General features: G+C 49.0%; 23 protein-coding genes and 1 other RNA gene. 21 read left to right on the forward strand and 3 right to left on the reverse strand.

Annotated elements, in window-relative coordinates; all coding sequences use genetic code 11:
* Positions 1-149: 149 nt before the first annotated feature.
* Together AC4IE7_RS17595 and AC4IE7_RS17600 are read right to left on the reverse strand one after the other, a co-directional pair.
* Entirely contained in the window at positions 150-2,639 is a 2,490-nt protein-coding gene (locus AC4IE7_RS17595) for an ABC transporter permease (RefSeq protein WP_490778171.1), read from the reverse strand.
* Positions 2,636-3,328, reverse strand: coding sequence for an ABC transporter ATP-binding protein (locus tag AC4IE7_RS17600; protein ID WP_490778172.1), 693 nt, complete (start codon positions 3,326-3,328; stop codon positions 2,636-2,638). The genes AC4IE7_RS17595 and AC4IE7_RS17600 overlap by 4 nt, the downstream gene beginning before the upstream one ends.
* Between AC4IE7_RS17600 and AC4IE7_RS17605 the strand changes: the two genes are divergently transcribed.
* The 4 genes from AC4IE7_RS17605 to AC4IE7_RS17620 all read left to right on the forward strand — a co-directional run bounded on the left by AC4IE7_RS17605 (position 3,327) and on the right by AC4IE7_RS17620 (position 7,472).
* Positions 3,327-3,980 (forward strand): arylesterase, encoded by a 654-nt coding sequence (locus AC4IE7_RS17605; RefSeq protein ID WP_490778173.1) that lies wholly within the window; start codon positions 3,327-3,329, stop codon positions 3,978-3,980. The two genes, AC4IE7_RS17600 and AC4IE7_RS17605, sit on opposite strands and share 2 nt — an antisense overlap.
* A 69-nt stretch (positions 3,981-4,049) precedes the next feature.
* An RNA gene (gene ffs / locus AC4IE7_RS17610) (signal recognition particle sRNA small type) lies at positions 4,050-4,146 on the forward strand.
* A gap of 120 nt (positions 4,147-4,266) precedes the next feature.
* Complete coding sequence (locus AC4IE7_RS17615) at positions 4,267-6,105, forward strand: sensor histidine kinase (protein WP_490778174.1); 1,839 nt, start codon at positions 4,267-4,269, stop codon at positions 6,103-6,105.
* 8 nt (positions 6,106-6,113) lie between these two features.
* On the forward strand, positions 6,114-7,472 hold the full coding sequence (locus tag AC4IE7_RS17620; protein WP_490778175.1) for a sigma-54-dependent transcriptional regulator: 1,359 nt from the start codon (positions 6,114-6,116) through the stop codon (positions 7,470-7,472).
* A gap of 43 nt (positions 7,473-7,515) precedes the next feature.
* On the opposite strand, the gene AC4IE7_RS17625 is transcribed toward AC4IE7_RS17620, so the two are convergent.
* A complete protein-coding gene (locus tag AC4IE7_RS17625) occupies positions 7,516-8,220 on the reverse strand; it encodes a DUF3581 family protein (protein WP_490778176.1) in 705 nt (234 codons plus the stop codon).
* A gap of 241 nt (positions 8,221-8,461) precedes the next feature.
* On the opposite strand from AC4IE7_RS17625, the gene hspQ reads away from it, so the two are divergent.
* From hspQ to AC4IE7_RS17710, 17 genes are all read left to right on the forward strand, one after another.
* Positions 8,462-8,794 carry a heat shock protein HspQ gene (gene hspQ, locus AC4IE7_RS17630; protein WP_490778177.1) on the forward strand — a complete coding sequence of 111 codons (333 nt, stop codon included), beginning with the start codon at positions 8,462-8,464 and terminating at the stop codon, positions 8,792-8,794.
* Between the two features lie 55 nt (positions 8,795-8,849).
* Entirely contained in the window at positions 8,850-9,290 is a 441-nt protein-coding gene (locus AC4IE7_RS17635) for a DUF3465 domain-containing protein (protein ID WP_490778178.1), read from the forward strand.
* Between the two features lie 152 nt (positions 9,291-9,442).
* Positions 9,443-9,952 (forward strand): paraquat-inducible protein A, encoded by a 510-nt coding sequence (locus AC4IE7_RS17640; protein WP_490778179.1) that lies wholly within the window; start codon positions 9,443-9,445, stop codon positions 9,950-9,952.
* Complete coding sequence (gene ybaK / locus AC4IE7_RS17645) at positions 9,952-10,419, forward strand: Cys-tRNA(Pro) deacylase (protein ID WP_490778180.1); 468 nt, start codon at positions 9,952-9,954, stop codon at positions 10,417-10,419. Before AC4IE7_RS17640 ends, ybaK begins: the two co-directional genes overlap by 1 nt.
* Positions 10,416-11,849: a pectate lyase family protein gene (locus AC4IE7_RS17650; protein ID WP_490778181.1), complete on the forward strand. Its 1,434-nt coding sequence runs from the start codon at positions 10,416-10,418 to the stop codon at positions 11,847-11,849. The genes ybaK and AC4IE7_RS17650 overlap by 4 nt, the downstream gene beginning before the upstream one ends.
* Positions 11,850-11,952: 103 nt before the next feature.
* Positions 11,953-13,035 (forward strand): 3-deoxy-7-phosphoheptulonate synthase, encoded by a 1,083-nt coding sequence (locus tag AC4IE7_RS17655; RefSeq protein ID WP_490778182.1) that lies wholly within the window; start codon positions 11,953-11,955, stop codon positions 13,033-13,035.
* A gap of 116 nt (positions 13,036-13,151) precedes the next feature.
* Positions 13,152-13,892: a hypothetical protein gene (locus tag AC4IE7_RS17660; protein ID WP_490778183.1), complete on the forward strand. Its 741-nt coding sequence runs from the start codon at positions 13,152-13,154 to the stop codon at positions 13,890-13,892.
* Positions 13,893-14,534: 642 nt separating this feature from the next.
* Entirely contained in the window at positions 14,535-15,407 is an 873-nt protein-coding gene (locus AC4IE7_RS17665) for a hypothetical protein (RefSeq protein ID WP_490778184.1), read from the forward strand.
* Between the two features lie 275 nt (positions 15,408-15,682).
* Positions 15,683-16,666, forward strand: coding sequence for a TRAP transporter substrate-binding protein (locus AC4IE7_RS17670; RefSeq protein ID WP_490778185.1), 984 nt, complete (start codon positions 15,683-15,685; stop codon positions 16,664-16,666).
* 446 nt (positions 16,667-17,112) lie between these two features.
* The gene (locus tag AC4IE7_RS17675; RefSeq protein ID WP_490778186.1) at positions 17,113-17,673 is read left to right on the forward strand and encodes a TRAP transporter small permease; all 561 of its coding nucleotides are present in this window, start codon (positions 17,113-17,115) and stop codon (positions 17,671-17,673) included.
* A complete protein-coding gene (locus AC4IE7_RS17680; protein ID WP_490778187.1) occupies positions 17,673-19,073 on the forward strand; it encodes a TRAP transporter large permease in 1,401 nt (466 codons plus the stop codon). Before AC4IE7_RS17675 ends, AC4IE7_RS17680 begins: the two co-directional genes overlap by 1 nt.
* Before the next feature lie 11 nt (positions 19,074-19,084).
* The gene (locus AC4IE7_RS17685) at positions 19,085-19,582 is read left to right on the forward strand and encodes a universal stress protein (RefSeq protein ID WP_490778188.1); all 498 of its coding nucleotides are present in this window, start codon (positions 19,085-19,087) and stop codon (positions 19,580-19,582) included.
* Positions 19,583-19,600: 18 nt separating this feature from the next.
* Positions 19,601-21,880, forward strand: coding sequence for an NADP-dependent malic enzyme (locus AC4IE7_RS17690; RefSeq protein WP_490778189.1), 2,280 nt, complete (start codon positions 19,601-19,603; stop codon positions 21,878-21,880).
* 380 nt (positions 21,881-22,260) lie between these two features.
* Positions 22,261-22,641 carry a succinate dehydrogenase, cytochrome b556 subunit gene (gene sdhC / locus AC4IE7_RS17695; RefSeq protein ID WP_490778190.1) on the forward strand — a complete coding sequence of 127 codons (381 nt, stop codon included), beginning with the start codon at positions 22,261-22,263 and terminating at the stop codon, positions 22,639-22,641.
* On the forward strand, positions 22,638-22,979 hold the full coding sequence (sdhD, locus tag AC4IE7_RS17700) for a succinate dehydrogenase, hydrophobic membrane anchor protein (RefSeq protein WP_490778191.1): 342 nt from the start codon (positions 22,638-22,640) through the stop codon (positions 22,977-22,979). Before sdhC ends, sdhD begins: the two co-directional genes overlap by 4 nt.
* Before the next feature lie 20 nt (positions 22,980-22,999).
* The gene (gene sdhA, locus AC4IE7_RS17705) at positions 23,000-24,760 is read left to right on the forward strand and encodes a succinate dehydrogenase flavoprotein subunit (RefSeq protein WP_490778192.1); all 1,761 of its coding nucleotides are present in this window, start codon (positions 23,000-23,002) and stop codon (positions 24,758-24,760) included.
* Between the two features lie 94 nt (positions 24,761-24,854).
* Positions 24,855-25,547: a succinate dehydrogenase iron-sulfur subunit gene (locus AC4IE7_RS17710; protein ID WP_490778193.1), complete on the forward strand. Its 693-nt coding sequence runs from the start codon at positions 24,855-24,857 to the stop codon at positions 25,545-25,547.
* Positions 25,548-25,570 lie beyond the last annotated feature (23 nt).

Raw genomic sequence — 25,570 nt, forward strand, 5'->3', positions numbered from 1 at the left:
AGAAAGTCCGGAGTAAATTTGGCAGGTTTGCTCACAATCTATTTTCGCCACAACAGCATGGGTGCGGCAGCAGGAGATTTCTTCGTTAATACCACCCAATCGTTACCATTACCAAAGGTATTCACAATATGCCACTCCAGTGTACAATTTCATGCCCTTCGTAAAACAAGAATGGGTGGTGTATTGAAAAGAGACCAACTGGCCAGCGTGCCAGCAATGCTGATTCCAATGGCGCCACCGATTACTGCAACAAACCAAAGCAGGGGGTTAAAGTGCCAGGGTAGATTGAATACACCGGTGGAGAGGCTGTAACCAATGGCACTGGCGAGTCCGGCAGAGATCAATCCTGCAAGGCCTCCCAATAGGGCGAATTCCAGCGTTATGGATAGGATCAGCTGCTTGCGGCTGAGCCCAAGAGTACGCAGGATGGCGGTCTCCTGTACCCGTTGTTCATGGCTCGCCTGTATACCTGCGTAAAGAACAATCAGACCCGCCGCCAGGGTAAAGAGAAATACTGATTCAACCGCCATTGAGCCCCTATCCATGATAGCCCGCACCTGCTTCATCAATGCGGTGACATCAAGTGCGGTGATACTTGGATAGTTTTGAATCAGCTCATGCAGCAGCTGGCGCTTCTCATCCGGTAGATAGAAACTGGTGATATAGGTCGCCGGCAGGTCCCGCATCAGTCCTGGCGTACCCACCACAAAAAAGTTGACGTTGAAGGAGTCCCATTTCACTGACCTGAGATTGTTAACCTTACCGGTGACCTGTTGGCCGGCGACCTCGAATACCAGGGTTGCGCCGATTGGTATGCCGAGGGTTTTGGCAATGCCTTCCTCGACAGAGAACCAGGATTCACCCCAGTCTGCTTCCGTCCACCAACTGCCTGAAACAATCTTGTTGTCGCTCTGCATACGGGTGGCCTGACTGAGATTGAAATCCCGGGTGGCCAGACGTTGGGCTCTTGGAGTTGGATAGTCATCAGCGGAGACAGGTTTGCCATCGATGCTGATCAGTCGCCCCCTCATCATCGGGTAGAGTCCAGCTGAGGAGATGCCACTGCTATGTAGTTGATCATCGACCCCATCCACCTGATCTGGTTGTATATTGATCAGAAACTGGTTGGGGCTGTTTTCCGGCAGCGCTTCACGCCAGTTGCTCAGTAGGTCGATCCTCACCAGGGCTAGCACCAGCAGTACTGTCATCCCCAGTCCAAAGCCACTGAGCTGGACGCTGGTGGTGGTGGGGTTGCGGGAGAGGCTGGCCAGGCCATAGCGCCAGGATCCTGCGGTTCGGTTTCGTAGCGGGGTGAGCAGGGTGACCAGCGCTCTCGAAATCAGCAGTAACAGCAGCAGCCCTGCCAGCAGCCCGCCTATCAGTTTAAAAGCCAGTTGATCGTCACCGATCTGCCAGACCAACAGGATGGCCAAGGCGACAAATGCAGCAGAAATGAAGAACAGATAACTGATCGGTGGGGCTCCCAGGTGACGTCTGAAGACCCTCAGCGGTGGCACTTCCGCCAATCGGGTCACGGTGGGTAGTGAGAAGCCGATCAATACCAACACGCCCGTGGCAAGCCCGGATAGGAGAGGCCAGGCAGAGGGCGCTGGTATCTGTTGAGTGAACCAGTGTCCGACCAGCGCCACCAGCACACTTTGCGCCGCTAGTCCCAACAGGCTACCGACAAGACTGGCAATCAAACCCAGCCCTAGCAGGCGGATCACAAAGATCAGCAGAACCTGCCGTCGCTTGGCTCCCAGACACCTCAGCAGGGCGCTGGTATCGGCTTGTCGCTCGACGAAGCGTCGACTGGAGAGGGCCACCGCAACCACACAGAGCAGAATCGCGGTGGCTGCAGCCAGCCGCAGGAAGCGGCCACCCTGGTCGAGGGCCGATCTCAGTTCTGGGCGGGCGGCGCGGATATCCTGCAGCTGAATACCGGAGATATTTTGGGCATCCACCCACTCCCGGTATGCACTGAGTTGGCTTGGGGTGCCGGCAACCAACAGGTTGTGTCGGACACGACTGGCTGGTCCCAGCAATCCGGTTTCGGCCACATCCTGCTGATTGATCATTACCCTGGGCGCCAACTGAAAAAGGTTGGCGGATCTGTCGGGCTCATAGGTGATGATGCGGGTCACTGTGAACTCAAGTTTTCCCAGCTTGAAGTGGTCACCAATCTGCAACGCCAACAGGGGGAGCAGACGCTCTTCAAGCCAGGCTTCTCCTGTATTGGGTAGACCATTGGCGTAGCGGGTCTCGCCATTAACCTGATCCCGGACCTGCAGTTTTCCCCGCAGGGGGTAGTTTTCCGAAACCGATTTCACCTGTACCAGCTGGGTATTGCCGTTATTCAGAACCACGCTTGGAAAGGTCAGGGTGGTTGCCAGCTGCAGCTGATGCGTTTCTGCTTCAATCCTGAGCGCATCATCAACGGGTTTGTTGCTCTCTATTCTCAGATCTGCAGCCAGAACCTCTGTCGCCTGTTGTGCCATGGCACGCTCGATGCGATCGGTGAAGAAACCGACTGCTGTAACGGAAGCGACAGCGATCACCAGGGCGGAGGCCAGCAGCCGCAACTCCCCGGCGCGCCAATCTCTGCGCAACAGTTTCAATGCCAGGTGGATGGGATTCATCGCTCGCTCTCCAGACGGCCCTCTCGCAGATAGAGTCGTCGATCACAACGTTGTGCCAGCATCTCATCATGGGTAACCAGGATCAGTACCGTGTCACTCTGATGCTGAAGTTCAAACAGCAGTTCAGCCACCTTCTCCCCGGTATGGGCATCCAGGTTGGCAGTGGGTTCATCGGCAAACAATACTTTTGGGCTTGGGGCAAAAGCCCGGGCCAGGGCTACACGCTGCTGTTCACCACCTGATAGTTGTGAAGGGTAGTGGGTGAGGCGTTCAGCAAGACCGGCTCGTGACAAGGCCTCTTTTGCGGCCTGCTCTGCTGATCCCTGTCCGGCAAGCTCAAGCGGAAGCATGACGTTTTCCAAGGCAGTCATGCCACTGAGAAGCTGAAAAGATTGAAATACAAAGCCAACCTGACCTGCGCGCAGGGCGGCGCGTCCATCCTCGTCAAGACCACCCAGGGGGGTGCCAAAGAGTGAGACATCTCCACCTGAAGCTTCATCCAGTCCCGCCAGCAGACCTAGCAGTGTCGATTTGCCTGAGCCTGATGCGCCAAGGATGGCCACTGCTTCACCGGAAGCGACTTCCAGGTCGATCTGTTGCAGAATATCTAGCCTGCCTTGGGAAGTTTCGACGAACTTCATCAGTCCCTTGGCGGTCACAGGATGAGGGTTGGGAGATGTTTGCAACATGAAAAAAGTCCTACGGATATGGTTACACTTATTACTGACTGGTCTGCCGCTTTTATGTTCGGCAGAGACTACCCTGATGGTTGTCGGTGATAGTCTCAGTGCCGGTTATGGGGTGACTACAGAGTCCCGTTGGGTGAACCTTCTGACGCAACAGCTGAATGTCCATTGTGGCCCTTTTCAAGTGATCAATGCCAGTGTCAGTGGTGACACCAGCCAGGGTGGTCGCAGTCGTCTGCCCGCATTGTTAAAAAAACATCAGCCGATCATTGTGATTATTGAGCTCGGGGGTAACGATGGTCTGCGGGGCATCGCGAGTCGGGAGATGCACGACAATCTGCAGCAGATGGTCAGACTATCCAAGCAGGCCGGGGCAGCGGTGCTGTTGTTGGGCGTGCGTCTGCCTGCCAATTATGGCCCTGAATTCACCAAAGCTTTCCATCAAGTCTACTATGACGTCTCCAAAGCGGAATCGGTTCCCCTGGTGCCGTTCTTTCTGCAAGGGGTGGCACTGGATCTCTCTTTGATGCAAAACGATGGCATTCATCCCAATGACCAGGCTCAATCGATTCTGTTGAAAAATGTTTTTGCAGGATTAAGCCCTCTGCTCAAAGATGCCGGGTTTACCGATTCTGCCTGTCTGAAAGCGCAGTAGCTCATATTAACCCTTTTATGGTTATCAATTATCGGTATAATCCCCCGTCTCACCTTTTATGGCGGTTGGTATCGGTCCCCCCGCAACGAGAAGCTGTGAACCCCGTCAGGCCCGGAAGGGAGCAGCGGCAGCAGTGGAATCGTGTGCCGGGGTGTGGCTGATACCCGCTGCCACCCAATTCCCATACCCAGTGAAGCTATCATGAGTTTCAGGCACTATAGACCTCTGTAGGCTATGGTTATCTGTTGTGGAAATTCCGTTCAAACCCTTTACAAGATGGAATCGTATGCCGAGCAGAAAGTGGATCACCATTCTGCTGGTAGCGATAATCTACCTGATTTTGCTTTGGCAGGTCAGCAATTTCGTGCGGGCTCGCGCGCAACATGAGACCTCGCTCTCTGGGGAGCGTCAGCTCAATATCTATGTCAACTATCTGCAGGCTCAGCTGGAAAAGTATGAATTCCTGCCAGAGTTGCTCTCCACCAATGCGCGTTTGGTGGAGTTGCTCAAACGTCCAGGGGATAGGGAGCGAATTAATGCTCTGAATCGCTACCTGGAGACGATAAATAATATAACAAGTGCCTCTGACACCTACTTGATGGATCAGGAAGGGTTAACGATTGCTGCCAGCAATTGGCAGTCTGAGAAACCCTTCGTAGGTCGCAACTTCAGCTATCGGCCCTATTTTAAACAGGCGATGCAGGGACAGCTCGGACGATACTATGCCCTGGGAACCACATCTGGCAGGCGGGGCTACTATTTTGCCTATCCAGTACGTCATGACGGCGGCATTCTGGGTACTGTAGTGATCAAAATTGATCTGAGTAATATAGAGAAGCAGTGGCAGGGGCGTGAAACGGAAGTGATTGTCACCGATCCAGTGGGTGTTATTTTTATCACAACCCGTCCCAGATGGCGTTTTCGAAGCCTCTTACCCCTTTCAGATAGTGAAAGAGAACGCATCCATGAGAGTCGACGCTATTCAGGTGCTGAGGTGAAACCAATGGAGGTAATTCGCCAGGAGCAGTTGGAAAATGCCACACAGAGAATTGATATAAAAGGAGAGGGCAAACGGGCTACATCTTATCTGATGTTGAAGCAATCGATGGCGGATGCGGGTTGGCAGGTGCACTTGCTGATCCCACTGAAAAAGGTCAACCAGGCGGTCTTGCATGCTATTGGTGCCACCAGTTTTGCCTTCACTGTGCTATTGCTTATCGGGGTTTTGATGCAGCTGCGATACAGAAGAAACAGGGAACGTGCAGCCTATGAGGCGGAGGCCAACCACTCTTTGCGGGAGGCCCGTGATCGACTGGAACAGAGAGTTCAGGAACGAACTGTTGATCTGCACCAGGAGATCGAGGAACGAAGGCGTACTGAAGAGGCATTAAGAGAGACCCGTGATGAGTTGATTCAAGCGGCCAAGCTTGCGATGCTCGGCCAGATGTCTGCCAGTATCAGCCATGAAGTGAATCAGCCTTTGGCGGCAATCCGCACCTATACAGATAATGCCCGCAAGCTACTTGAACAGGAGCGCTGTGCCGATGTGAGCTGGAATCTTGAGCAGATTTCAGAACTGATCGAAACCATGACTCAAATCAGTTCTCAGCTGAAGCTGTTTGCCCGCAAAACAGATGGATCGAGGCGGCCGGTTTCACTGCATAATGTGATAGAGGCAAGTAAGCGTATTCTGCAGCCTCAGCTGCGCAAAAGTGGCACGGAGATACAGATTAAACTCACCGGACAGGACCCTATGGTAATGGCTGATCCAGTACGTTTGGAGCAGGTACTGGTGAATCTGATCGGTAATGCGACCAATGCAATGGAAAACCAGGATAACCGCTGGGTATCGATTGAGATGGTGAGGCAGGATGGCAGTTTGCAGATCGAAATATTGGATAATGGCCCAGGGATAGCAGCAGATCATCTGGCAAGAATTTTCGACCCCTTCTTCACAACCAAGGAGAGTGGATTGGGTTTGGGACTCTCTATCTCTCATCACATTATCGAAAGTATGGGTGGTACACTCTCAGCCCGGAACAGTCATCGGGCTGGCGCTCTGTTTACTTTACAGCTACCCCTGGCAGAAAAAAGAGCAGATGGTTTTACCGAACCAGAGGATTAAACCGAAACATGTCGAGCAAGCCCCCTGTCATTTTTATTGATGATGAGAAACACATACGCATTGCCAACACGCAGACACTTCAGTTGGCTGGCTATGATGTTAATGCTTTGGAGCGTGCCGACAGGGCATTGCCACTACTCTCCTATGACTGGCCCGGGGTAGTGGTGTGCGATATCAAGATGCCGGGAATGGATGGTATTGAGTTTCTGCTCAAGGCTCAGGAGATAGATCGTGACTTGCCGGTGATCTTGATATCCGGTCACGGTGATATTGCGATGGCAGTAAAAGCGATTCGTGATGGGGCATATGACTTTATCGAAAAACCCTTTGCTGCAGAGTTGCTAATCGAAACGGTTAAACGGGCACTGGAGAAGCGGGCACTGACCTTGGAGAATCGATCCCTGCGTCATGAACTGGATACTCAAAACAATGTCCCAGGCCCACGCATCATAGGGCGATCACCGGCCATGCAGCGCTTGCGCTCAACCATTGCCCAGATTGCTGATACTGATGCGGATGTTCTGCTCTTGGGAGAGACAGGCACAGGTAAGGAGTTGGTCTCTCGCTCTCTACACGAACAGAGTCGCCGACGGGAGTTCAATTTCGTCGCAGTCAATTGTGGCGCAGTGCCCGACAATCTGATCGAAAGTGAGTTGTTTGGACATGAACCTGGTGCATTTACCGGTGCCAAGGGGCGACGTGTCGGACGTTTTGAACATGCCAATCACGGCACACTTTTTCTCGATGAGATTGAAAGTATGCCAACTCCGGTTCAGGTGCATCTGTTACGGGTATTGCAGGAGCGGGCGATAGAACGGCTGGGTTCAAACACACTGGTTCCTCTTGATCTGCGAGTGGTGGCGGCTACAAAAATTGACCTCAAGGCCGCCGGGGAACGCAGTGAGTTTCGTGAGGATCTCTACTATCGATTGAATGTGGTGACTCTGGAGATTCCCCCTCTGCGCGATCGTCGCGAAGATATACCCCTACTGTTTCAACACTTTCTGTTGATGGCAGGCGCCAGATATCGGCGTGAAGTACCGCCACCCAACAGTGAGCAGATTCGGGTGTTGTTGACCCACCCCTGGCCGGGCAATGTACGTGAGCTGTGTAATATTGCCGATCGCTATGTATTGCTGGGGGAGAATGTTGGATACGATCTAACGATTCTGATGCAGGAGGTGGGCAATGAGTCCGCTATTACACTGCCTCAACAGGTTGACTGTTTCGAGAAGAGTCTGATCAAACAGCAGCTCGAAATACAGAAGGGCAGTTTGAAAAATACCATGGAAGCGCTTGGTATTCCCCGCAAAACCCTTTACGACAAGATGCAAAAATATGGTCTGGACAAGAGCCATTACAAGTAACAGGCCCTAGGCCCTTCTTGCGGCCTGGTTAATAGAGGTGCCCTTAAGAGTAAGCCTCTTTATAGCTGTTGTAGCTATCCACTACACGCTGCATGCCTTCCTCCTGGTAGGTTTGCAGGCCACGCAGCGCCATGTACTTGGTGCCATGACCCACCTCCTGACCTTGCTCCATGATATGAAAATCGAGTTTAGCAATGGCCTTTTTACCTTGCACTTCCAGGCTGGAGTTGGTGGATTCCAAAAATGGCTCGTGCATCTCATTGAGGTGTTCAAGAGTGAACTCCATGCTCTGGTACATAACCAGGGGTCTGCCAGGATTGATCATGACATTCTGCTGCGCCATCAAAGGAACCAGCAGGTGCGGGAAGGTCTTACCTGAAAAGGCAACATAGCCCTGAGTAAGGTTACTGATCAAGGAAGCATCACGACTGATTTCTCCATCTCTCTGAATGCCTAGGAATTTTTTTCCTTCATCGTCAATGATGTCTATTTTGGAATCACCACTGTCGGAAAAGATCAGCTTTTGATCGGTGACCATGCCGAAAAAGTGGAAGCACATCTTTTGGCTCAAGCCAAAATGGTCAACAGCAACTGCAAACAGCAAGTCTCCGGGGACGCAGAACATTTTTGCGTCGGCGTCATGTATTGGATTGAAATCATTAGCAATATCTTTTGCAAAATGACTCGCTTGATGCCGCGAAAAGGAGACTCGATCGTCTTCTGTTGTATAAAAATTGGCCAGTTTCATGTTAGAAGTGTCCCCCCCAAAAAAAGCAATGCGCGATGATATCAAGAGTGGGCCTCGCTTAATAGCGGCCATAAAGCATCAGAGAATCAGTTTGTGAAGTAATAAGGATCGCTGCAGAGTGACGGAGTTGGCGCATACTTATGGTCTGATTAGTACCACTCGGTCAGTAAAAAGCCAACAATGGCTCAAGCTCACTTTTATAGGTAATATGAGGTGAAACCTCATCAATTGGGAGTCGCTCTTGTCAAACTCTGAAATCCAGACCGGCCATGCAAAGTTTGGAGTGGGTGATCTGGTTCACCATCGTCTTTTTAACTATCGCGGCGTGGTAGTTGATATTGATCCTGTGTTCATGCTTTCCGATGAATGGTATGAGCAAGTGGCCAGGTCAAAACCCCCGAAAGATATGCCCTGGTATCGGGTACTGGTGCATGGCTCAAGCGATGAGACTTATGTGGCCGAGCGCAATCTGACTCACGATCCTGTGATTGAACCGATTGAAAACCCTCTATTGAAGGAGTTCTTTAGTGCCTTTGATGGTGGTCGTTATATCACTGGCCAACGGGTCAATTAATAGACCTTCTGCTGGAGGGTAAACGACCAATGGGTAAATATTCAGCGTGTCTCTATTGAAGAAAATTTTAGCCCTGCTGCTTTTGGTCGCTGCAGGCTATCTGGGGTTATGGTCCCCAGACGATGTAGTCACTCCCCCTGTTTCTGAGTCTGCTAAAGCCGTTACTCAGGAACAGATCGAGTTGGCTTTTAAGACTCGGGCTCAGGATCTGCAGCTTACCCTTGCGGGTAAGGTGAAAAAGCTGTTACCCGATGACCGCAAAGGTAGTCGTCATCAACGTTTTATTGTTCGTGTTGACTCGGGGCGTACACTTTTAGTCGCACACAATATCGATTTGGCGCCTCGTCTGGAAGGTATTAAAGTGGGAGACCGGGTAGAGATCCATGGTGTCTATGAGTGGAATGAGAAGGGTGGGGTAGTCCACTGGACTCACCATGATCCACAGGGTCGGCATGAAGGCGGGTGGATCAGACACAATGGCAAGATTTTCCAGTAAGGATATAGGCGATCACTACTCATTATGAAAATGACTGCCGCGCTGATTGAAGATAATTTATGGCTATCCAGCTGAACTGTTTACCTCTGATGATTGCAACTACTGCATATCGATGATCTGTTTTACTGTGATGATGCCAGGCCGGTTGCAAGATGCAGGTTGAAGCAAAAAACCAAGAGATTCAGATACCGTTAGAGGTTGCCAGGCGCCTGAAGGTACTGTTGGTGTTATCCGGCGGATTATTGATTTTCGGTCTCTGGCTGCCGATGTTGACTCTGACTAAATTTCTGTTTATTGCCAACTCCTTTTCTGTTATTTCCGGTGTTGTGGAACTGTTTAAGCGGGAGCACTGGTTTCTGTTCATCGTAGTGGGCTTGTTCAGTGTTTTATTGCCATTGTTTAAGATAGCGTTTCTATTTCTGTTGTTGCACAGTCGCCAGATTGGATCGCCCCATTTCTCTCGCTGGCTTAAATGGATGCATGATTTCGGTCGCTGGGCGATGTTGGATGTGATGGTGGTGGCAGTTATGATCGTAACTGTAAAACTGGGGGTGGTAGCCCAGATTGAGATACATACCGGTCTCTATCTTTTCGGTGCTGCTGTCCTATTGATTATGTATATCACTCACCAGGTTGTTGCCTATACCACGGGAGATGATTGATGACACCAGCTATTGAGGTGGCTAAGCGGGCTGGCATTTCCTACACCACCCATAGTTATGAACATGACCCGAAGCATGAATCCTTTGGTATGGAGGCGGTGGAAAAACTTGGTCTGCCTGCTGATCTGGTTTTTAAAACACTGGTGGTCTCCCTGGAAGGGAAGGGATTGGCGGTAGCTGTAGTGCCCGTCTCATCGAAACTGGATCTCAAACTTCTGGCAAAAGTTTTGAAGGTCAAAAAGGCGACCATGGCTGATGCGCGAGCAGTGCAGCGAAGCAGTGGTTATGTTCTGGGTGGCGTCAGTCCATTAGGACAAAAACGACAATTACCATCGGTGATAGACGCCTCAGCCGAAGGTTTTTCAACTATCTATGTGAGCGCAGGGAAACGGGGACTTGAGATTGAATTAGACCCTCGTGATCTGGCACAGCTATTGAGTGCAACAGTTGCAGAGATTGCTAAATGAGTTACCAAGGAGACGATATGGAGATGCCTCACTCGATAGTTGGTCAACGGTTGAGGGTGCTGTTCTACCTTTTAGGGATGGTTGGGCTATGGCTGGTTAATGTAACGGTCAGTGCAGCTTTTGATAACCCCGTTGCCGCATTTCCAGGTGCAGAGGGATTTGGTGCTGTCTCAGTGGGTGGACGAGGTGGCCGGGTTATCAGAGTGACTAACCTGAATGCTCAAGGCCCCGGCAGTCTGCAGGCTGCAGCGGCAGCTGAAGGTCCGAGAATTGTGGTATTCGATGTTGCTGGTGTGATTCGTGGAGATTTGCGTATTCAACACTCCAATATCACCATTGCCGGGGAGAGTGCCCCAAGCCCGGGCATCACGCTGGTTGGACGGATCGTTGCAGCCCCGCAAAATGGTGAGCGGCTACATGATCTTATTATCCGCTTCTTACGTATACGCCAAAAGCCGGTAAGAGGACATACTGGAGATGTGATTCAACTTCCAAAGTCTGAGCGGATTATCCTCGACCATCTCTCCCTGGCCTGGGGAAATGATGAACTGCTCGATATCATTCATTCATCAGAAGTCACAGTACAGTGGTGTACACTGGAAGAGTCAGACCCAGCTGGGCACAGTAAAGATGTAGCGCATAATTTCGCCTTGCTCAGCGCCTATCCGAATAGCGGCAATATCTCCATACATCACAATCTGTTTGCTCATAACTCGAGAAGAAATCCTTCACTCTCCCCATATGTAAAAGAGAAACCTGCAGATTTTCGTAACAATGTCATCTACGACTTTAAAGAGGGCCTGGGGCATGACGGCCATAAGCCTGCCGCGGGTATTAATATCGTTGGCAACTATTACAAGCGGGGGCCGAGTGCCGATCGGGTAACGCTCTATCATTTCAGTGATCATGGCAAATACTATCTGCATGGAAACCACTTGGCAGGCTATGGTCGAGTCGATCGTCCAGGAGATGTGGGCTTTTTCTCCTCTTTTAAAATTGGCTTCAGTCGCGAGGGAGAGTTGGCGCAGAGAGAGTTTCCTGTGGCAGAGGTTGAAACTGAAGAGGCAACCAAGGCCTATCTGAAGGTATTGGCGTTGGCGGGTGCTTTTCCTCGGGACAGGGTGACCCGCCGTACGATCAGCGAGGTTATCACCGGAACGGGTGGTTGGAGAAGGGGGGCACCGCAAAATCCCGATGATGAGTGGTTTCTTCAGGGATTGAGAGATAAGAGCATGCAAAAGGACAGGGATATGGACGGTATGGCGGATGACTGGGAAGTAGTTAACGGCATGGATCCTGATCATGATGATGCGGGGCAGTCTTTAGATAACGGTTATACTGCTATTGAGGCCTATCTACACTATCGGGCTGATGGACTTATTAAAGGTGCACAGGATGGCCGCACGATTCAGCTATCTGTGGATTGGTGAGGTATGGCCATATCCTAAACGCTAACAATTTTGTCGGGTGGGGCGATGCCCCACCAATCACGAATGAATAGTGTTGAGCAAATTCACGAGAGAGTTGTTCATTATGAACCAAGACCAACCTGCATTATTAAAAAGAGTTTCGAATTTACGAGTAGCCAGTGCCCAGCCACTGATCCGGCCATCAGAGCTTCTGCAGGCGATGCCGGTCAGTGACGAGATATACGATCATGTCGTCAGGGTGCGGGAGGCTATTCATCATATTCTGGTTGGGGAGGATGATCGCCCCCTGGTGATTGTCGGGCCTTGCTCAATTCATGACCCCGATTCAGCAATGGAGTATGCACAACGCCTGAAACCGCTGGCTGAAAGTCTCAATGACAAGATGCTGGTGTTAATGCGTGTCTATTTTGAAAAGCCTCGAACCACGATCGGATGGAAGGGATTGATCAATGATCCTGAGATGAATGGTTCATTCGATATGAGCCGGGGTTTGAAACTTGCCAGACAGCTGCTGCTGGATATCAATCAGCTTGGGCTAGGAACAGCGAGTGAAATTCTGGAACCTTTCACGCCCCAGTATATTGGTGATCTATTGGGTTGGGTGGCGATTGGTGCAAGAACCACTGAGAGTCAGACCCACCGACAGATGGCTTCAGGTCTTTCAACACCTGTTGGTTTTAAAAATTCAACCGATGGCAATACCAAAGTTGCCATAGATGCGATGCTGTCTGCGGCGAATCCCCATACCTTTCTGGGCATCAATGAGTCGGGAGAGTCATCTATCATCGCTACTACAGGTAATGAGGATACCCACCTGATACTGCGTGGTGGAAGCCGGGGCGAAAACTACGATAGTGCAGATGTACTCTATGTCGCTGATTCTCTTCGTAAGGCTGGTCTGGCACCTAGATTGATGGTTGATTGCTCTCATGCCAACAGCAGAAAAAACTATGAGCGCCAGGTGATCGTATGGCACGATCTGATCAAGCAGATTGCTCACTCAAGATCTACTGGTGAGGGGCATGCAATGATACTCGGGGCGATGCTGGAGAGTCATCTAAATGCCGGACGGCAGGATATCACCGAGCATCCATCTGATTTGAAGTATGGGGTTTCAGTAACAGATGAGTGTATAGACTGGGAAACAACGGAAAAGCTTCTACTGGAGGCTTACAAAATTTTGTAAAGGTGTTTTGTAAAGTTGTGCAATAAATAATGAGAATATTAATCACCCTCTGTATCACAATCAGCCTCTCTCTGTTGGCTGCTTGCCAGACGGATTCAAAGCAATGGGAACCTGGTATGTCACAGCAATTTAAAGCGGATATGGAAACGCTGAAGCGTGCAAGCATATTTTTTGGCCATCAGTCTGTAGGTGAAAATATTATTACCGGCTTAGAGGAACTTGCCCGGCAATCACAACAGGATCTCCCAATTCTCGATCTTGAAAGTTATCTTGCTGAGCGTCAGTCTGGCTGTCTGGTACATACACCGATTGGTCAAAACCAAAAGCCACTGACAAAATGTGAAGACTTTGAGCGGATAATCGATCAGGAACTCTCAAACAAGATCGATTATGCATTGTTAAAGTTCTGTTATATCGACATCAACCGCGAATCTGATGTGTCTGAGCTATTCTCAGCGTATAAAAACACCATGGATGGACTGATTCAGAGACACCCAGAGATCACCTTTATTCACACCACAACACCTCTCAGACATAGTCCTGGCGGGCTTGGTGTCTGGATCAGAGAGATGCTTGGCAGAGCAAACAATAGCAAGCTGGATAATCGTAAGCGCAATCAGTTTAATCGTCTGCTACTCGATAATTACAGTGATACTCATGTAGTCGATATTGCACGAAGTCAATCGACCTATGCCAACGGTCGTCGGGAATCATTCAGCATGGATGGAGAAGAATACTACGCTCTGATCGGTAGCTATACCTCCGATGGTGGCCACCTCAATGAGCTAGGCAGGAGCCAGGTCGCACAGGCATTTGCTCACGATCTGGCACGGATTATTCGTGCAACTAAAAAATGAGCGGCCTGATTTAAAAAGGTCTTTTTCAGAGATCACCGCACTTCTGCTCATGCCACACCTATCTGACATATGGACACAAGCAATTAATAGAGGTGCCCATATAATTCAAGCGAAGTAGGGTGCGGCCCTGCCGCACCATGCCCAACCGAAACCACCTGACGAGCAGGCTAACCGACATCTTTCACAAATTGATGTAGCGTAAATGAGTTCACCAATGGGTGGGCATAAACTTCAGTAACTTTACAGCAGATGTCAGCGGCCAACTGCGGAAACCAGGATAAACTAAACACTTGCTGGTAGCGGGGTTATTGAGAAACCCGCAACCTGATGGTGCGGCAGGGCTACACCCTACACCCTACACCCTACACCACCACACTAGTGCCAGCCGTTAAGTAACAACACCTGCAAAAGCATGACTCATCAACTGTGAAATTAAACACTGAGTACATTTAATAGTGCTCATAAATCAGCTAGCTTGGGAATTAATTTTATTCAAGCAGCGTGCTTTTTTGCCGCTACATTCCTATAGAGAGAGGCCCGCAACAACGCTAAGCCTTGGATTTCAAAATTCGCGTCAAAATTGATGGTTTTCCGAACCAAGCCTAGTACTGTTCTGCAGGTAAAAAACCGTAAGGAGTAGCAATGCCTTTAAACGATCCACTAACTGACAATATGCAGAACGATATCGCCAAGCTGGAAGGTAAGCGCAGAATACTTCAACAGATTGTCGAAATCACTAATGCAATAGAGGGCATGCAGGAGAGTCTCAGTTCTGTATTGGTGCTGGGTGTTCCTTCCAAGGATCTTCCAGAGAGTGCACTGAATCTCTTCAGCTCCTTGAGCGAAAGTCTACGCAATTTGCCTGTCAAACAGATTCAGGTCTATTTCAACAACCTGGAAACCCTTATTAAGAGTCAGCTGGAAAAGATACTCCACTACTCTGGCTTGGATTATTCTCAGGACGAAAATATCGAATTCATCTCTCTCTCAAGTGATGATCAGGAGTCTAGCCCCCTCGATCTTCTCGATGAGTTCAAACGAACTGCCCAGACCGCTGTCTCGATGCGGGTTTTACTTCGTAAAAGAGGTGTGCCAACCCCTGGTTCGCCGGTCCCTGTCTCACCTGAAGTGATAAAAAAACAGCTTGTTGAGCTTGATAATCAGGAGAAGCAGCAACGAGATAAAGCAGCACAGAAGATCGACGAGATGAAGGCAGATGTCGAGGGTATGTTAGCCAATCCAGTCTATCCGGATGGAATGAAAGAGATCCTTAAGGGGGTTATCTCCAATCTTGAAAAGGATCAGAAACTGCTTTCGTCTGGGGCCTCTTTGAATAAACTCAGTTTTGTAGCTGAATCTGAAGAGATTGTTGGTGTTGATGATGTTGCGGCTGAAGAGAGTATCGAGATCACCGCTGTGCCTGAGTCACCAGACACCGGTGGATTTTCCGATCGAGCGAGTCGATGGCTCAATAGCCCCTGGGATGTCTCATGGAAGGACACCGTCGACCGCTAATCCCGTTTATTGAGTAGTGCCAGTTACCTGCCTCTGTGGGTAGGGCATTTCTTACTCTTCTTAATGTGTGAAATCTCCCCACTACAGATAGTAGAAATGGGCGGAAATCCGCCGATTTATGTACGCTCGTTCGATAACGCGCTCTGATTCACCCCTTTATTACCCTGGTATTCTCCACTTTCACCACAGTTGGCCCCTTTATTGCTCTCCTTCACCCCAATCCGTTGCTTTCGGGTTATCCAAAATAATTTAAGATTCCATTCTGGAGGATCATTATGAGAAGAGCCTGTATCCTATTCGCGCTGCTAGCTACACTAGTGGCAGCTCCCCTGTCAGCCGCACCTATTGTGATCAAATTTTCACATGTGGTGGCTGAAAATACACCAAAGGGCCAGATGGCCAATAAATTCAAGGATCTGGTTGCAGAGCGTCTTGCTGGCAAAGTGGTTGTTGAGGTCTATCCCAACTCCCAGTTGTTTGGTGATAACAAGGTTCTGCAAGCCATGCTGCTGGGTGATGTGCAGTTAGCAGCACCTGCTTTGTCGAAATTTGAGAGCTTTACCCGTTCACTTCAGCTTTATGATCTACCTTTTCTGTTTAAAGATATGCAGGCGGTCGAACGCTTTCAAAAAAGTGAAGCTGGCCAAAAATTATTAAGCTCTATTAAGAAAAAGGGTTTAACCGGTTTGGGCTATATCCACAACGGTATGAAACAGCTCTCTTCCAGTAAACCCATTCATGTTCCGGCAGATGCCTCAGGGCAGAAATTCCGTATTATGACTTCTGATGTATTGGCAGCACAATTCAAGGCAGTTAAGGCCACACCGCTTAAAAAACCGTTCTCAGAGGTATTTACCCTGTTACAGACCAGGGCCATCGATGGTCAGGAGAATACCTGGTCCAACATCTATTCCAAAAAATTCTTTGAAGTGCAACCCTATATTACTGAGTCCAACCACGGTCTGCTCGACTATATGGTGGTAACCTCTACCGAATTCTGGATGGATCTGCCGGATGATATTCGTGTTGAAGTCAAAAAAGCGCTGGATGAAGCCATTGTATTTGGTAACTCGGTTGCCGAGCAGAAGGGTGTGGATGACCGTCAGAAGATTATTGACTCTGGACGAAGTACTCTCATTTCACTCAGTGCCGAAGAGCGCGCCCAGTGGGTTGAAGTAATGAAGCCTGTCTGGAAAGAGTTTGAGGATGAGATCGGTAAGGAGCTGATTGACGCAGCTTATAATTCAAACAATATGTAACCCTCGACTACACTTGTGTGATGTCACTTGTTGTTTGTCGGCCAAAAAAGGTATCAGTTTGCCAACCGAGGGGTAAGGGCTCAGTAGTTGAATGACCTTATCTGAGTGCAAAATAATAGGGATGGTTAGGCTGTGTGAATGGGGATCGGTCTTGTAAGCCGACAGATCTACTTGCAATTTGAGACATTACATAAACCTACTGAATTCAATCGGGTTCTAGCCCCGATTGAATTCGGCAACTAATAATCCTAGATTCCGCAGTTGACCGCTGAAATTTGACGTAAGGTAGTGATATGCCACATCAATTAATGGTATTTATACTCACCCATTGGGTGATCCCATTTACACTACAAGAATTCTAGGATAACAATTACAAGTCCGGGCAGGATAGGGATTTCCAAGATTGCCAAAAGATATGGCACTGCGGAGGTCAGAGGAGAATCTTAATGCTTAAGCAAATACTGAATAAAGCGGAAGAGGGGATTATCTCTCTACTGCTGGTTGCAATGACCCTATTGGTTTTTCTTGAAGTGGTGCTACGTTTTGTATTCAATACAGGTCTACTTTGGGCTCAGGAACTCACCCTGCATCTATCTGCCTGGTTTGTACTCTTCGGTATCTCATACGGTCTGAAGGTTGGTGCTCACATTGGTGTGGATGCCTTCGTCAAAACACTACCCGATTCAATCCATCGTTTTCTATCTCTTGTCGCAGTCGTGCTCAGCCTGGTCTACTGTAGCTTGTTTTTATATGGTTCCTGGATCTATCTGTCGAAGATGAAAAAGATCGGCATCGAGCTTGAGGATATCCCGGTAGAAACTTGGGTCGCCCACAGTATTCTTATTATCGGCTTTGTATTTTTCTCTGTGCGGTTACTGCAGTTGTTATGGCGTGTGATCAGAGGTGAGTCAATCGGATTCTCACATACCAATGAAGCGGAAGAGAGCATGCGCTTGGCGGAGGAACTTGCCGCTGAAGGGCAAAATCTGAATGGGGGAGTCAAGTAATGGCGACAGCAACCCTATTTCTTCTGCTATTCATTTGTATGCTGATCGGTATGCCGATCGCGGTGGCTTTGGGTATGTCGAGCATCGCCACAATACTGTTTTTTTCCAGCGACTCGCTGGCTTCAGTTGCCCTGAAACTGATCGAAGCACTATCTGAACACTACACCCTGTTAGCGATTCCATTCTTTATCCTATCATCAGCATTTCTATCAACCGGTGGCGTGGCAAAACGTTTAATCAATTTCGCAGTAGATTGTGTTGGTCATATCCGTGGTGGATTGGCAATGGCATCAGTTATGGCCTGTATGCTGTTTGCTGCGGTATCTGGCTCATCACCAGCGACTGTGGCTGCAATTGGTACTATCGTGATAGCGGGGATGGTGAGATCAGGCTATCCAGAGTCCTTTGCCGCCGGGGTTATCGCAAATGCAGGTACTTTGGGTATTTTGATTCCACCTTCAATTGTTATGCTGGTCTATTCAGCTGCAACTGAGGTCTCTGCAGCAAAGATGTTTATGGCGGGCTTCATCCCAGGGTTGATGATGGGATTGTTGTTGATGGTAGCGATTTACGTGGCTGCACGGATCATGAATCTACCTTCTCAGCCGTGGCCGGGTATAAAGTCGCTGTTGAAATCAGGTTTTATCGCCTCTGGTGGTCTGATGCTGATTGTGATCGTGTTGGGTTCGATTTATGGTGGTATCGCCAGTCCGACTGAGGCGGCAGCGGTATCTGCTGTATATGCTTTCCTTGTCTCAGTATTCGGTTATCGGGACATGGGGCCTTTGAAAGGCAAACCCTGGCGCTATGATGGCGAACATGGTGCAGGCATGGTGATGCGCAATCTGACACAATCAGTGGTAGCGTTGCCAAAAGCTTTTATCGATGAAGAGGTCAGGCATACCGTACTGGATGCTGCAAAAGTCAGTATTATGCTGCTGTTCATTATTGCCAATGCAATGTTGTTTGCCCATGTGTTGACCACAGAGCGTATTCCACATGCAATTGCGGATACTATTGTAGGTTGGGGGTTGGATCCCTGGATGTTTCTGATTGTGATGAATCTGCTATTGCTTGCAGCCGGTAACTTTATGGAACCCTCTGCAGTATTGTTGATCATGGCGCCTATTCTGTTTCCTATCGCCACTCAGCTGGGTATAGATCCTATTCATCTTGGTATCATTATGGTTGTAAATATGGAGATAGGCATGCTGACACCACCTGTGGGGCTGAATCTGTTTGTTACGGCGGGTATTACAGGTAACTCTATTGGTTGGGTCATTCGTGCGGCACTTCCATGGTTGGGTCTGTTGCTGATATTCCTGATGTTGATTACCTATATACCCCAGATTTCCCTGTTCCTTCCTGATTTTATCGATCAGATGAAAGGTTATAAGTGAGGCATAACTAAATGAGTTCAATTCCTGAAATCAAAACCATACTTTATGCCACCGATATGGGGCGACACATGCGTCCGGTTTTCAGGCAGGCTATCAGCCTGGCTCAGAGCTACAATGCAGAGATCATTATGTTGCATGTTCTGGAACCATTGGGAAGCACAGGTGAAGCAGTGCTTTCCACCTATCTACCAGGAAAAAAACTGGAAAAGCTTGAACATGAGGGTATGAAGAAGGTCCTTAAAAAAATGAAAGAGCGGCTGGAAAAGTTTTGTCATGAAGAGATGGCGCTTTGTGAAAAAAAGAACTCTATGGTAAGGGAGATTCTGGTTACATCCGGTCATCCTGCAGATCGCATTCCGCAAGAGGCGGAAAAGCATAATGCCGATATAATTGTGATTGGCAGTTGCAGTAAAGGTTTTATTCGCAGCGGTCTGTTAGGGTCAACAGTTCGCCACGTCACTCAAGTCAGTCACCTTCCTGTAATGGTGGTGCCGAACTGTAATCGATAACCCAGGAAAACTATTTTTATGTCTGAAGAGTTGAGAAAGGCCGCACTTGAATATCATCGGTCTCCCAAACCCGGCAAGCTTGAAATCAAATCGACTAAACCGATGGCCAATCAAAGGGATCTTGCATTGGCTTACTCTCCCGGCGTTGCTGCTGCATGTGAAGAGATAGCGTCTGACCCTAACAAAGCGGCTGACTATACTGCCAGAGGTAACCTGGTGGCAGTGATTACCAACGGAACCGCGGTACTCGGTTTGGGGGCTATCGGTAGCCTGGCCTCCAAGCCTGTTATGGAGGGTAAGGCAGTTCTGTTCAAGGAGTTTGCTGATATCGATGTATTCGATATCGAGATTGACGAAAAAGATCCGCATCAATTCATAGAGACCGTGGCTCGTCTGGAGCCCAGTTTCGGTGGCATCAATCTTGAGGATATCAAAGCACCAGAGTGTTTTATTATCGAGAAAGCACTCAAAGAGCGGATGAATATCCCGGTCTTTCATGACGATCAACACGGTACGGCTATTGTTGTTTGTGCGGCAATACTCAACGGTCTGAAAGTGGTTGGTAAGGAGATTGGTGAGGTAAAGCTGGTCACCGCCGGTGGCGGTGCTGCAGCTTTAGCCTGCCTCGGTCTGCTGGTTGATCTGGGGTTGAAGCGGGAAAATATTATCGTTACCGACATTGCGGGCGTGGTCTATGAGGGTCGTACTGAAGAGATGGATCCTTATAAGGAGGTCTACGCTGTCGATACATCAATGCGCACATTGGAGGAGGCTTTGGATGGAGCAGATGTTTTTCTCGGCCTCTCGGCAGCTGGGGTATTAAAAGCAGATTGGCTGCCGAAGATGGCTGCGAATCCGCTGATTATGGCCCTGGCCAATCCAAATCCTGAAATTCTACCGGATGAAGCAAAGGCGGTGCGGCCAGATGCCATTCTGGCCACTGGCCGTACTGACTATCCAAATCAGGTTAATAACGTACTCTGTTTTCCCTTTCTGTTCAGAGGTGCTCTTGATGTAGGGGCGACTGAGATCAACAGTGCAATGAAGATGGCCTGTGTAAAGGCGATTGCTGAGATGGCCCAGGTTGAGTCATCTGATGTTGTTCGTTCCGCCTATGGTGGGCAGTCCCTTCAATTTGGTCCTGATTATCTGATACCCAAGCCCTTCGATCCTCGCCTGATGGTCTCTGTGCCCTTCGCGGTTGCTGAGGCAGCTATGGAGTCTGGTGTGGCGTTGAGGCCGATCAGTGACCTGGAATCCTATCGTGCTCGATTGCAGAATCGTGTATTCCGCACCAGCATGACGATGCGTCCTATGTTTGAACGGGCTCGTTCAGATATCAGACGGGTGGTCTATGCAGAGGGAGAGGAGGAGCGGATTCTGGAAGTGGCGCAACAGGCGGTGGATCAAGGCATTGCCAGGCCGGTACTGATTGGACGTCGGAATGTAATTCTTGCTGGGATCAAGGCTTTAGGCTTGCGCTTAGTAGAGAATGATGATTTCGAAGTGGTTGAGCTGCTGGAGAACCCCAATTTCGAGCGTCATGCACAACTATTTTTTAAGCATGTCGAGAGACGAGGCTTTTCACCAAAGGAGGCCCGTAAGTATCTGCAAAGAAATCCCACTGTATTGGCTGCAGTGATGCTCTCATTGGGTGAAGTGGATGCAATGATCTGTGGCATAGTTGGACGTTATCAGAAACATCTCAGGCATATCGAGGAGATCATCGGTAGAGAGAGCGGGGTGAATAAATTGTCTTCCATGAATGCACTGGTGCTGCACACAGGAACACTATTTATGGCAGATACCTATGTGCAGGAGGATCCTACTGCAGAAGAGCTAGCCGAAATCGTCACTCTATGTGCAGAAGAGGTGTTGTGGTTCGGTGTCGAGCCTAAGGTGGCGCTGCTTTCACACTCCAATTTTGGAAGTCATGAGTCGACCTCTGCACGCAAGATGCAGCACACCCTGGAATTGGTTCGGGAACGAATGCCTGACCTTGAAATTGAAGGGGAAATGCATGCTGATCTGGCGCTGTCAGAAGAGATTCGAGCAAGTCGCTTCCCCAATTCGCGCCTCAAAGACAGCGCCAATCTGTTGGTAATGCCCAATCAGGATGCGGCCAATATCTCCTTCAATATGCTCAAGGTTTTAGGCGAAGGGATAGCGATTGGGCCGATATTGATTGGCACCGCTAAATCGGCTCACATTGTGACGCCAAGTATCACTGTGCGCGGCCTTTTGAATATGACTGCGCTGGCTTCGGTGCGTGCCAGCTGCATGATGAAAAGTGGTTGATGAGGTATCGTGAGCTTGGATGAATATTGAATATTGAGGTAACTAATTGTTCTGGGTTGGCATATTTTGTCAATGTATTGTGCGGCGCACAATTTAAAAATCCAACATCCTTTCTTCTATCGGGAGAGGGGCAGGATGAGAGATTCCTTTAATTAAAAAGCATCAGCTTTAGAATCTCCCCATCCTATTTCTCTTCCTGAGGAAGAGAGCGTTAATGGCCAGCAGTGATAAGAGATCGATATATGTCACTCATAAAAATCAGCTGCTTCATTAATATACAGTTAATAACTTGCTACTTTTAGGCTTGTTTGATTCGTTGACGGGTACAGCGTTTTAGTTCCCCATCGTTTATTTTGAATTTAATTTTGGAATACACCACTATGCTAGACACGAAACCAAGACCTGTCTTTCTTAATCTCGTTAAAATACGACTGCCTATGGCAGGCATCATGTCGATTATTCATCGTGCTACAGGTGTGGTAATGGTGCTCTCCATTCCACTGCTTATTTATCTATTTGATCTCTCCCTCTCAAGTGCAGATGGTTTTGCAACCGTAAAAGCTTTTTTCAGTTTGGGCTTGGTTAAGCTTGTTCTGTTTTTAATGTTGTGGGCACTGATGCACCATCTGCTGGCGGGTATACGTTATCTGCTGATTGATATCGATATTGGCGTTGATAAACCATTCTATCGTCAAACGGCCTGGGGAGTGACTCTGGCAGCCCCGGTATTGGCACTGATACTTATGGGGGGTCTGCTATGAGTCGTCGTGCGAGTGGTTTGAGGGCTTGGTTTCTGCAACGTGCCAGCGCCATCTATCTGATGCTGTTTTTCCTCTATTTGCTTCAGCATTTAATCTTTCACGCACCATCAGATCATCTTGCCTGGCAGAGCTGGGTGGCTCAGCCACTGGTAGGTTTTGGGCTGCTGCTCTTTTTTGCCTCGTTATTGATACACGCCTGGGTCGGTATTCGTGATGTGTTGATTGATTATGTGCATCCAACTGCAATTCGCGTCTCCTTGCTGACCCTGATCGGCTTTGTACTTACCGGCTGCGCACTCTGGGTGCTGCAGGTCATTATTCTTGCGCATGTCGCTTGAACAGAAAAGGTTAACCATACATGGCACTTGAAAAACAACGATTCGATACGCTCATTCTGGGAGCCGGCGGAGCCGGTCTGAATGCAGCTTTACAACTCGCGAATGCCAATCTGAAGGTGGCGGTTGTATCCAAAGTCTTTCCAACCCGCTCTCATACAGTGGCTGCCCAGGGTGGTGTTAATGCGGCCTTAGCCAATGTGTTGCCTGATAACTGGCATTGGCATATGTTCGACACAGTGAAAGGATCCGACTATCTGGGTGACCAGGATGCGATTGAGTATATGTGTCGTGAAGCGATTCCGACGGTGTACGAACTTGAGCATAACGGCGTACCCTTCTCAAGACTGCCCAATGGCAAGATCTACCAGAGAGCCTTTGGTGGCCAGAGTCAGAATTTTGGTGGGGATCAGGCAGCTCGAACCTGTGCTGCGGCAGACCGTACCGGTCATGCCATTCTGCATACACTCTATCAGCAGAATATTCGGGCCAAGACCCACTTTTATGATGAATACTTTGCTGTCGACCTGATCAAGGATGAAGAGGGTGTGATTCTTGGTGCTCTGGTGCTCAATATCGCCACCGGTGAACCTCTGCTGATCGAATCCAAAACGACACTGTTAGCCACGGGTGGCTGCGGTCAGGTATTTCGTACCACCAGCAATGCGCATATTAATACTGGCGATGGTATGGCGATGGCGCTGCGTGCCGGATTGCCTCTGATGGATATGGAGTTTTTCCAATTTCACCCAACAGGTATAGCCGGTAAAGGCATGCTGATTACAGAAGGTGTGCGCGGTGAAGGCGGATATCTAATCAACAAGAATGGCGAGCGGTTTATGGAGAAGTATGCCCCTAACGCTAAAGATCTTGCGAGCCGGGATGTGGTAGCCCGCTCTATCGTAACTGAGGTGAGAGATGGGCTAGGATGTGGCCCGGATGGTGATCACGTGATGTTGAAGGTTGATCATCTGGGTGAGGATGTAATTGCAAAACGTCTACCTGGTATCCGAGAGAGCTCTAAAATCTTTGCTGGTGTCGATCCGGTACAGGATGCGATACCGGTGTTTCCCACCGCGCATTACGTCATGGGAGGAATCCCGACAGATCGCTTTGGCCGTGTGATGCCAAGCTCCAGTGATGAGGGTGATCCACTGCCAGGTCTCTATGCTGCAGGTGAATGTGCCTGCGCATCAGTGCATGGCGCCAATCGTTTAGGCGGAAACTCATTGCTAGATATTCTTGTATTTGGCCGATTGGCAGGACACAACATTATTGAGTATGTGAAGGATAACTGCTCTCATCGCCCGTTAGAGAGTGCCAATGTTGATCAGGCTGTTAATCGTCTTGAAAGATGGAACCTTAAAGGAGATGGGATTACTGTCAGCGAGCTACGCAAGGAATTCCGCAAGACCATGGAGGATCATGCCGGGGTATTCAGAGTGGAAGAGATGATGGCTGAAGGGGTTGAAAAAATTAAGGCGATACGTGAAAAACTACAGGACGTTCGTCTTACTGATCACTCCAATACCTTCAATACAAATCGTACAGAAGCCCTGGAACTGGAAAATCTGATTGATGTGGGCTTATCGATTGCAGTCTCTGCCTTACATCGTAAAGAGAGTCGTGGTGCCCATTCGCGCCCGGATTATCCGAATCGGGAAGATGGTGAGTGGATGAAGCACACCTTGTATTGGAAAGAGGCAGACAAGTTGGAATACAAGGGCGTAAGAGTACAGCCCCTGACTGTAGAGAGTTTTCCGCCAAAAGAGCGTGTGTATTGATTGAGTTCCATCTGGTTGATGAGGTTGTGCGTTTCTGCAAATCAACCTGATAAACAAAACTCAAAAATACATATTTAGAGATGAGGTTTTTAATATGAAAGTCAGCGTATATCGCTACAACCCTGAAAAAGACAATGAACCCTATATGCAGGAGTTCGAAATTGAAACTCGTCAAGGCATGATGTTGCGGGACGCTTTGTTGGCGGTTCAGGAGCAGGATGAATCATTCACCTTCAGACACTCTTGCGGTGAGGGGGTATGTGGCTCCGATGGTGTCAACGTCAATGGCAGTAATAAACTTGCCTGTATTACCCCATTGAGTGAATTGAAAGAGCCTGTTGAAGTAAGACCTTTCCCTGGTCGTCCGGTAATCCGTGATCTTGTTGTGGACATGAGCCAGTTCTATGCCCAATACAAACAGGTTGATCCCTGGCTGATTCGTAAAGAGCCTTTACCAGAGCAAGAGATTCTTCAATCCCCCGAAGATCGTGACAAACTGGATGGACTCTATGAGTGTATCATGTGCGGCTGTTGCTCTACCTCCTGCCCCTCTTTCTGGTGGAATCCTGACAAATTTCTTGGACCTCAGGCCCTGTTGAGTGCCTGTCGATTTCTAGCGGACAGTCGTGATCAGGCCAGTGATGAGAGATTGGATAATCTGGAAGGGCCTTACAAACTGTTTCGTTGCCACACCATCATGAATTGTGTTGAGTCCTGCCCCAAAGGGCTTAATCCAACCAAAGCAATCGGTCATATTAAGGCGATCATGCTGAAAGATGCGATTTAGTAGGGTATTGAGAGGTTAGTTTT

Source organism: Candidatus Thiodiazotropha sp. AKAK3 (genome assembly GCF_058244645.1).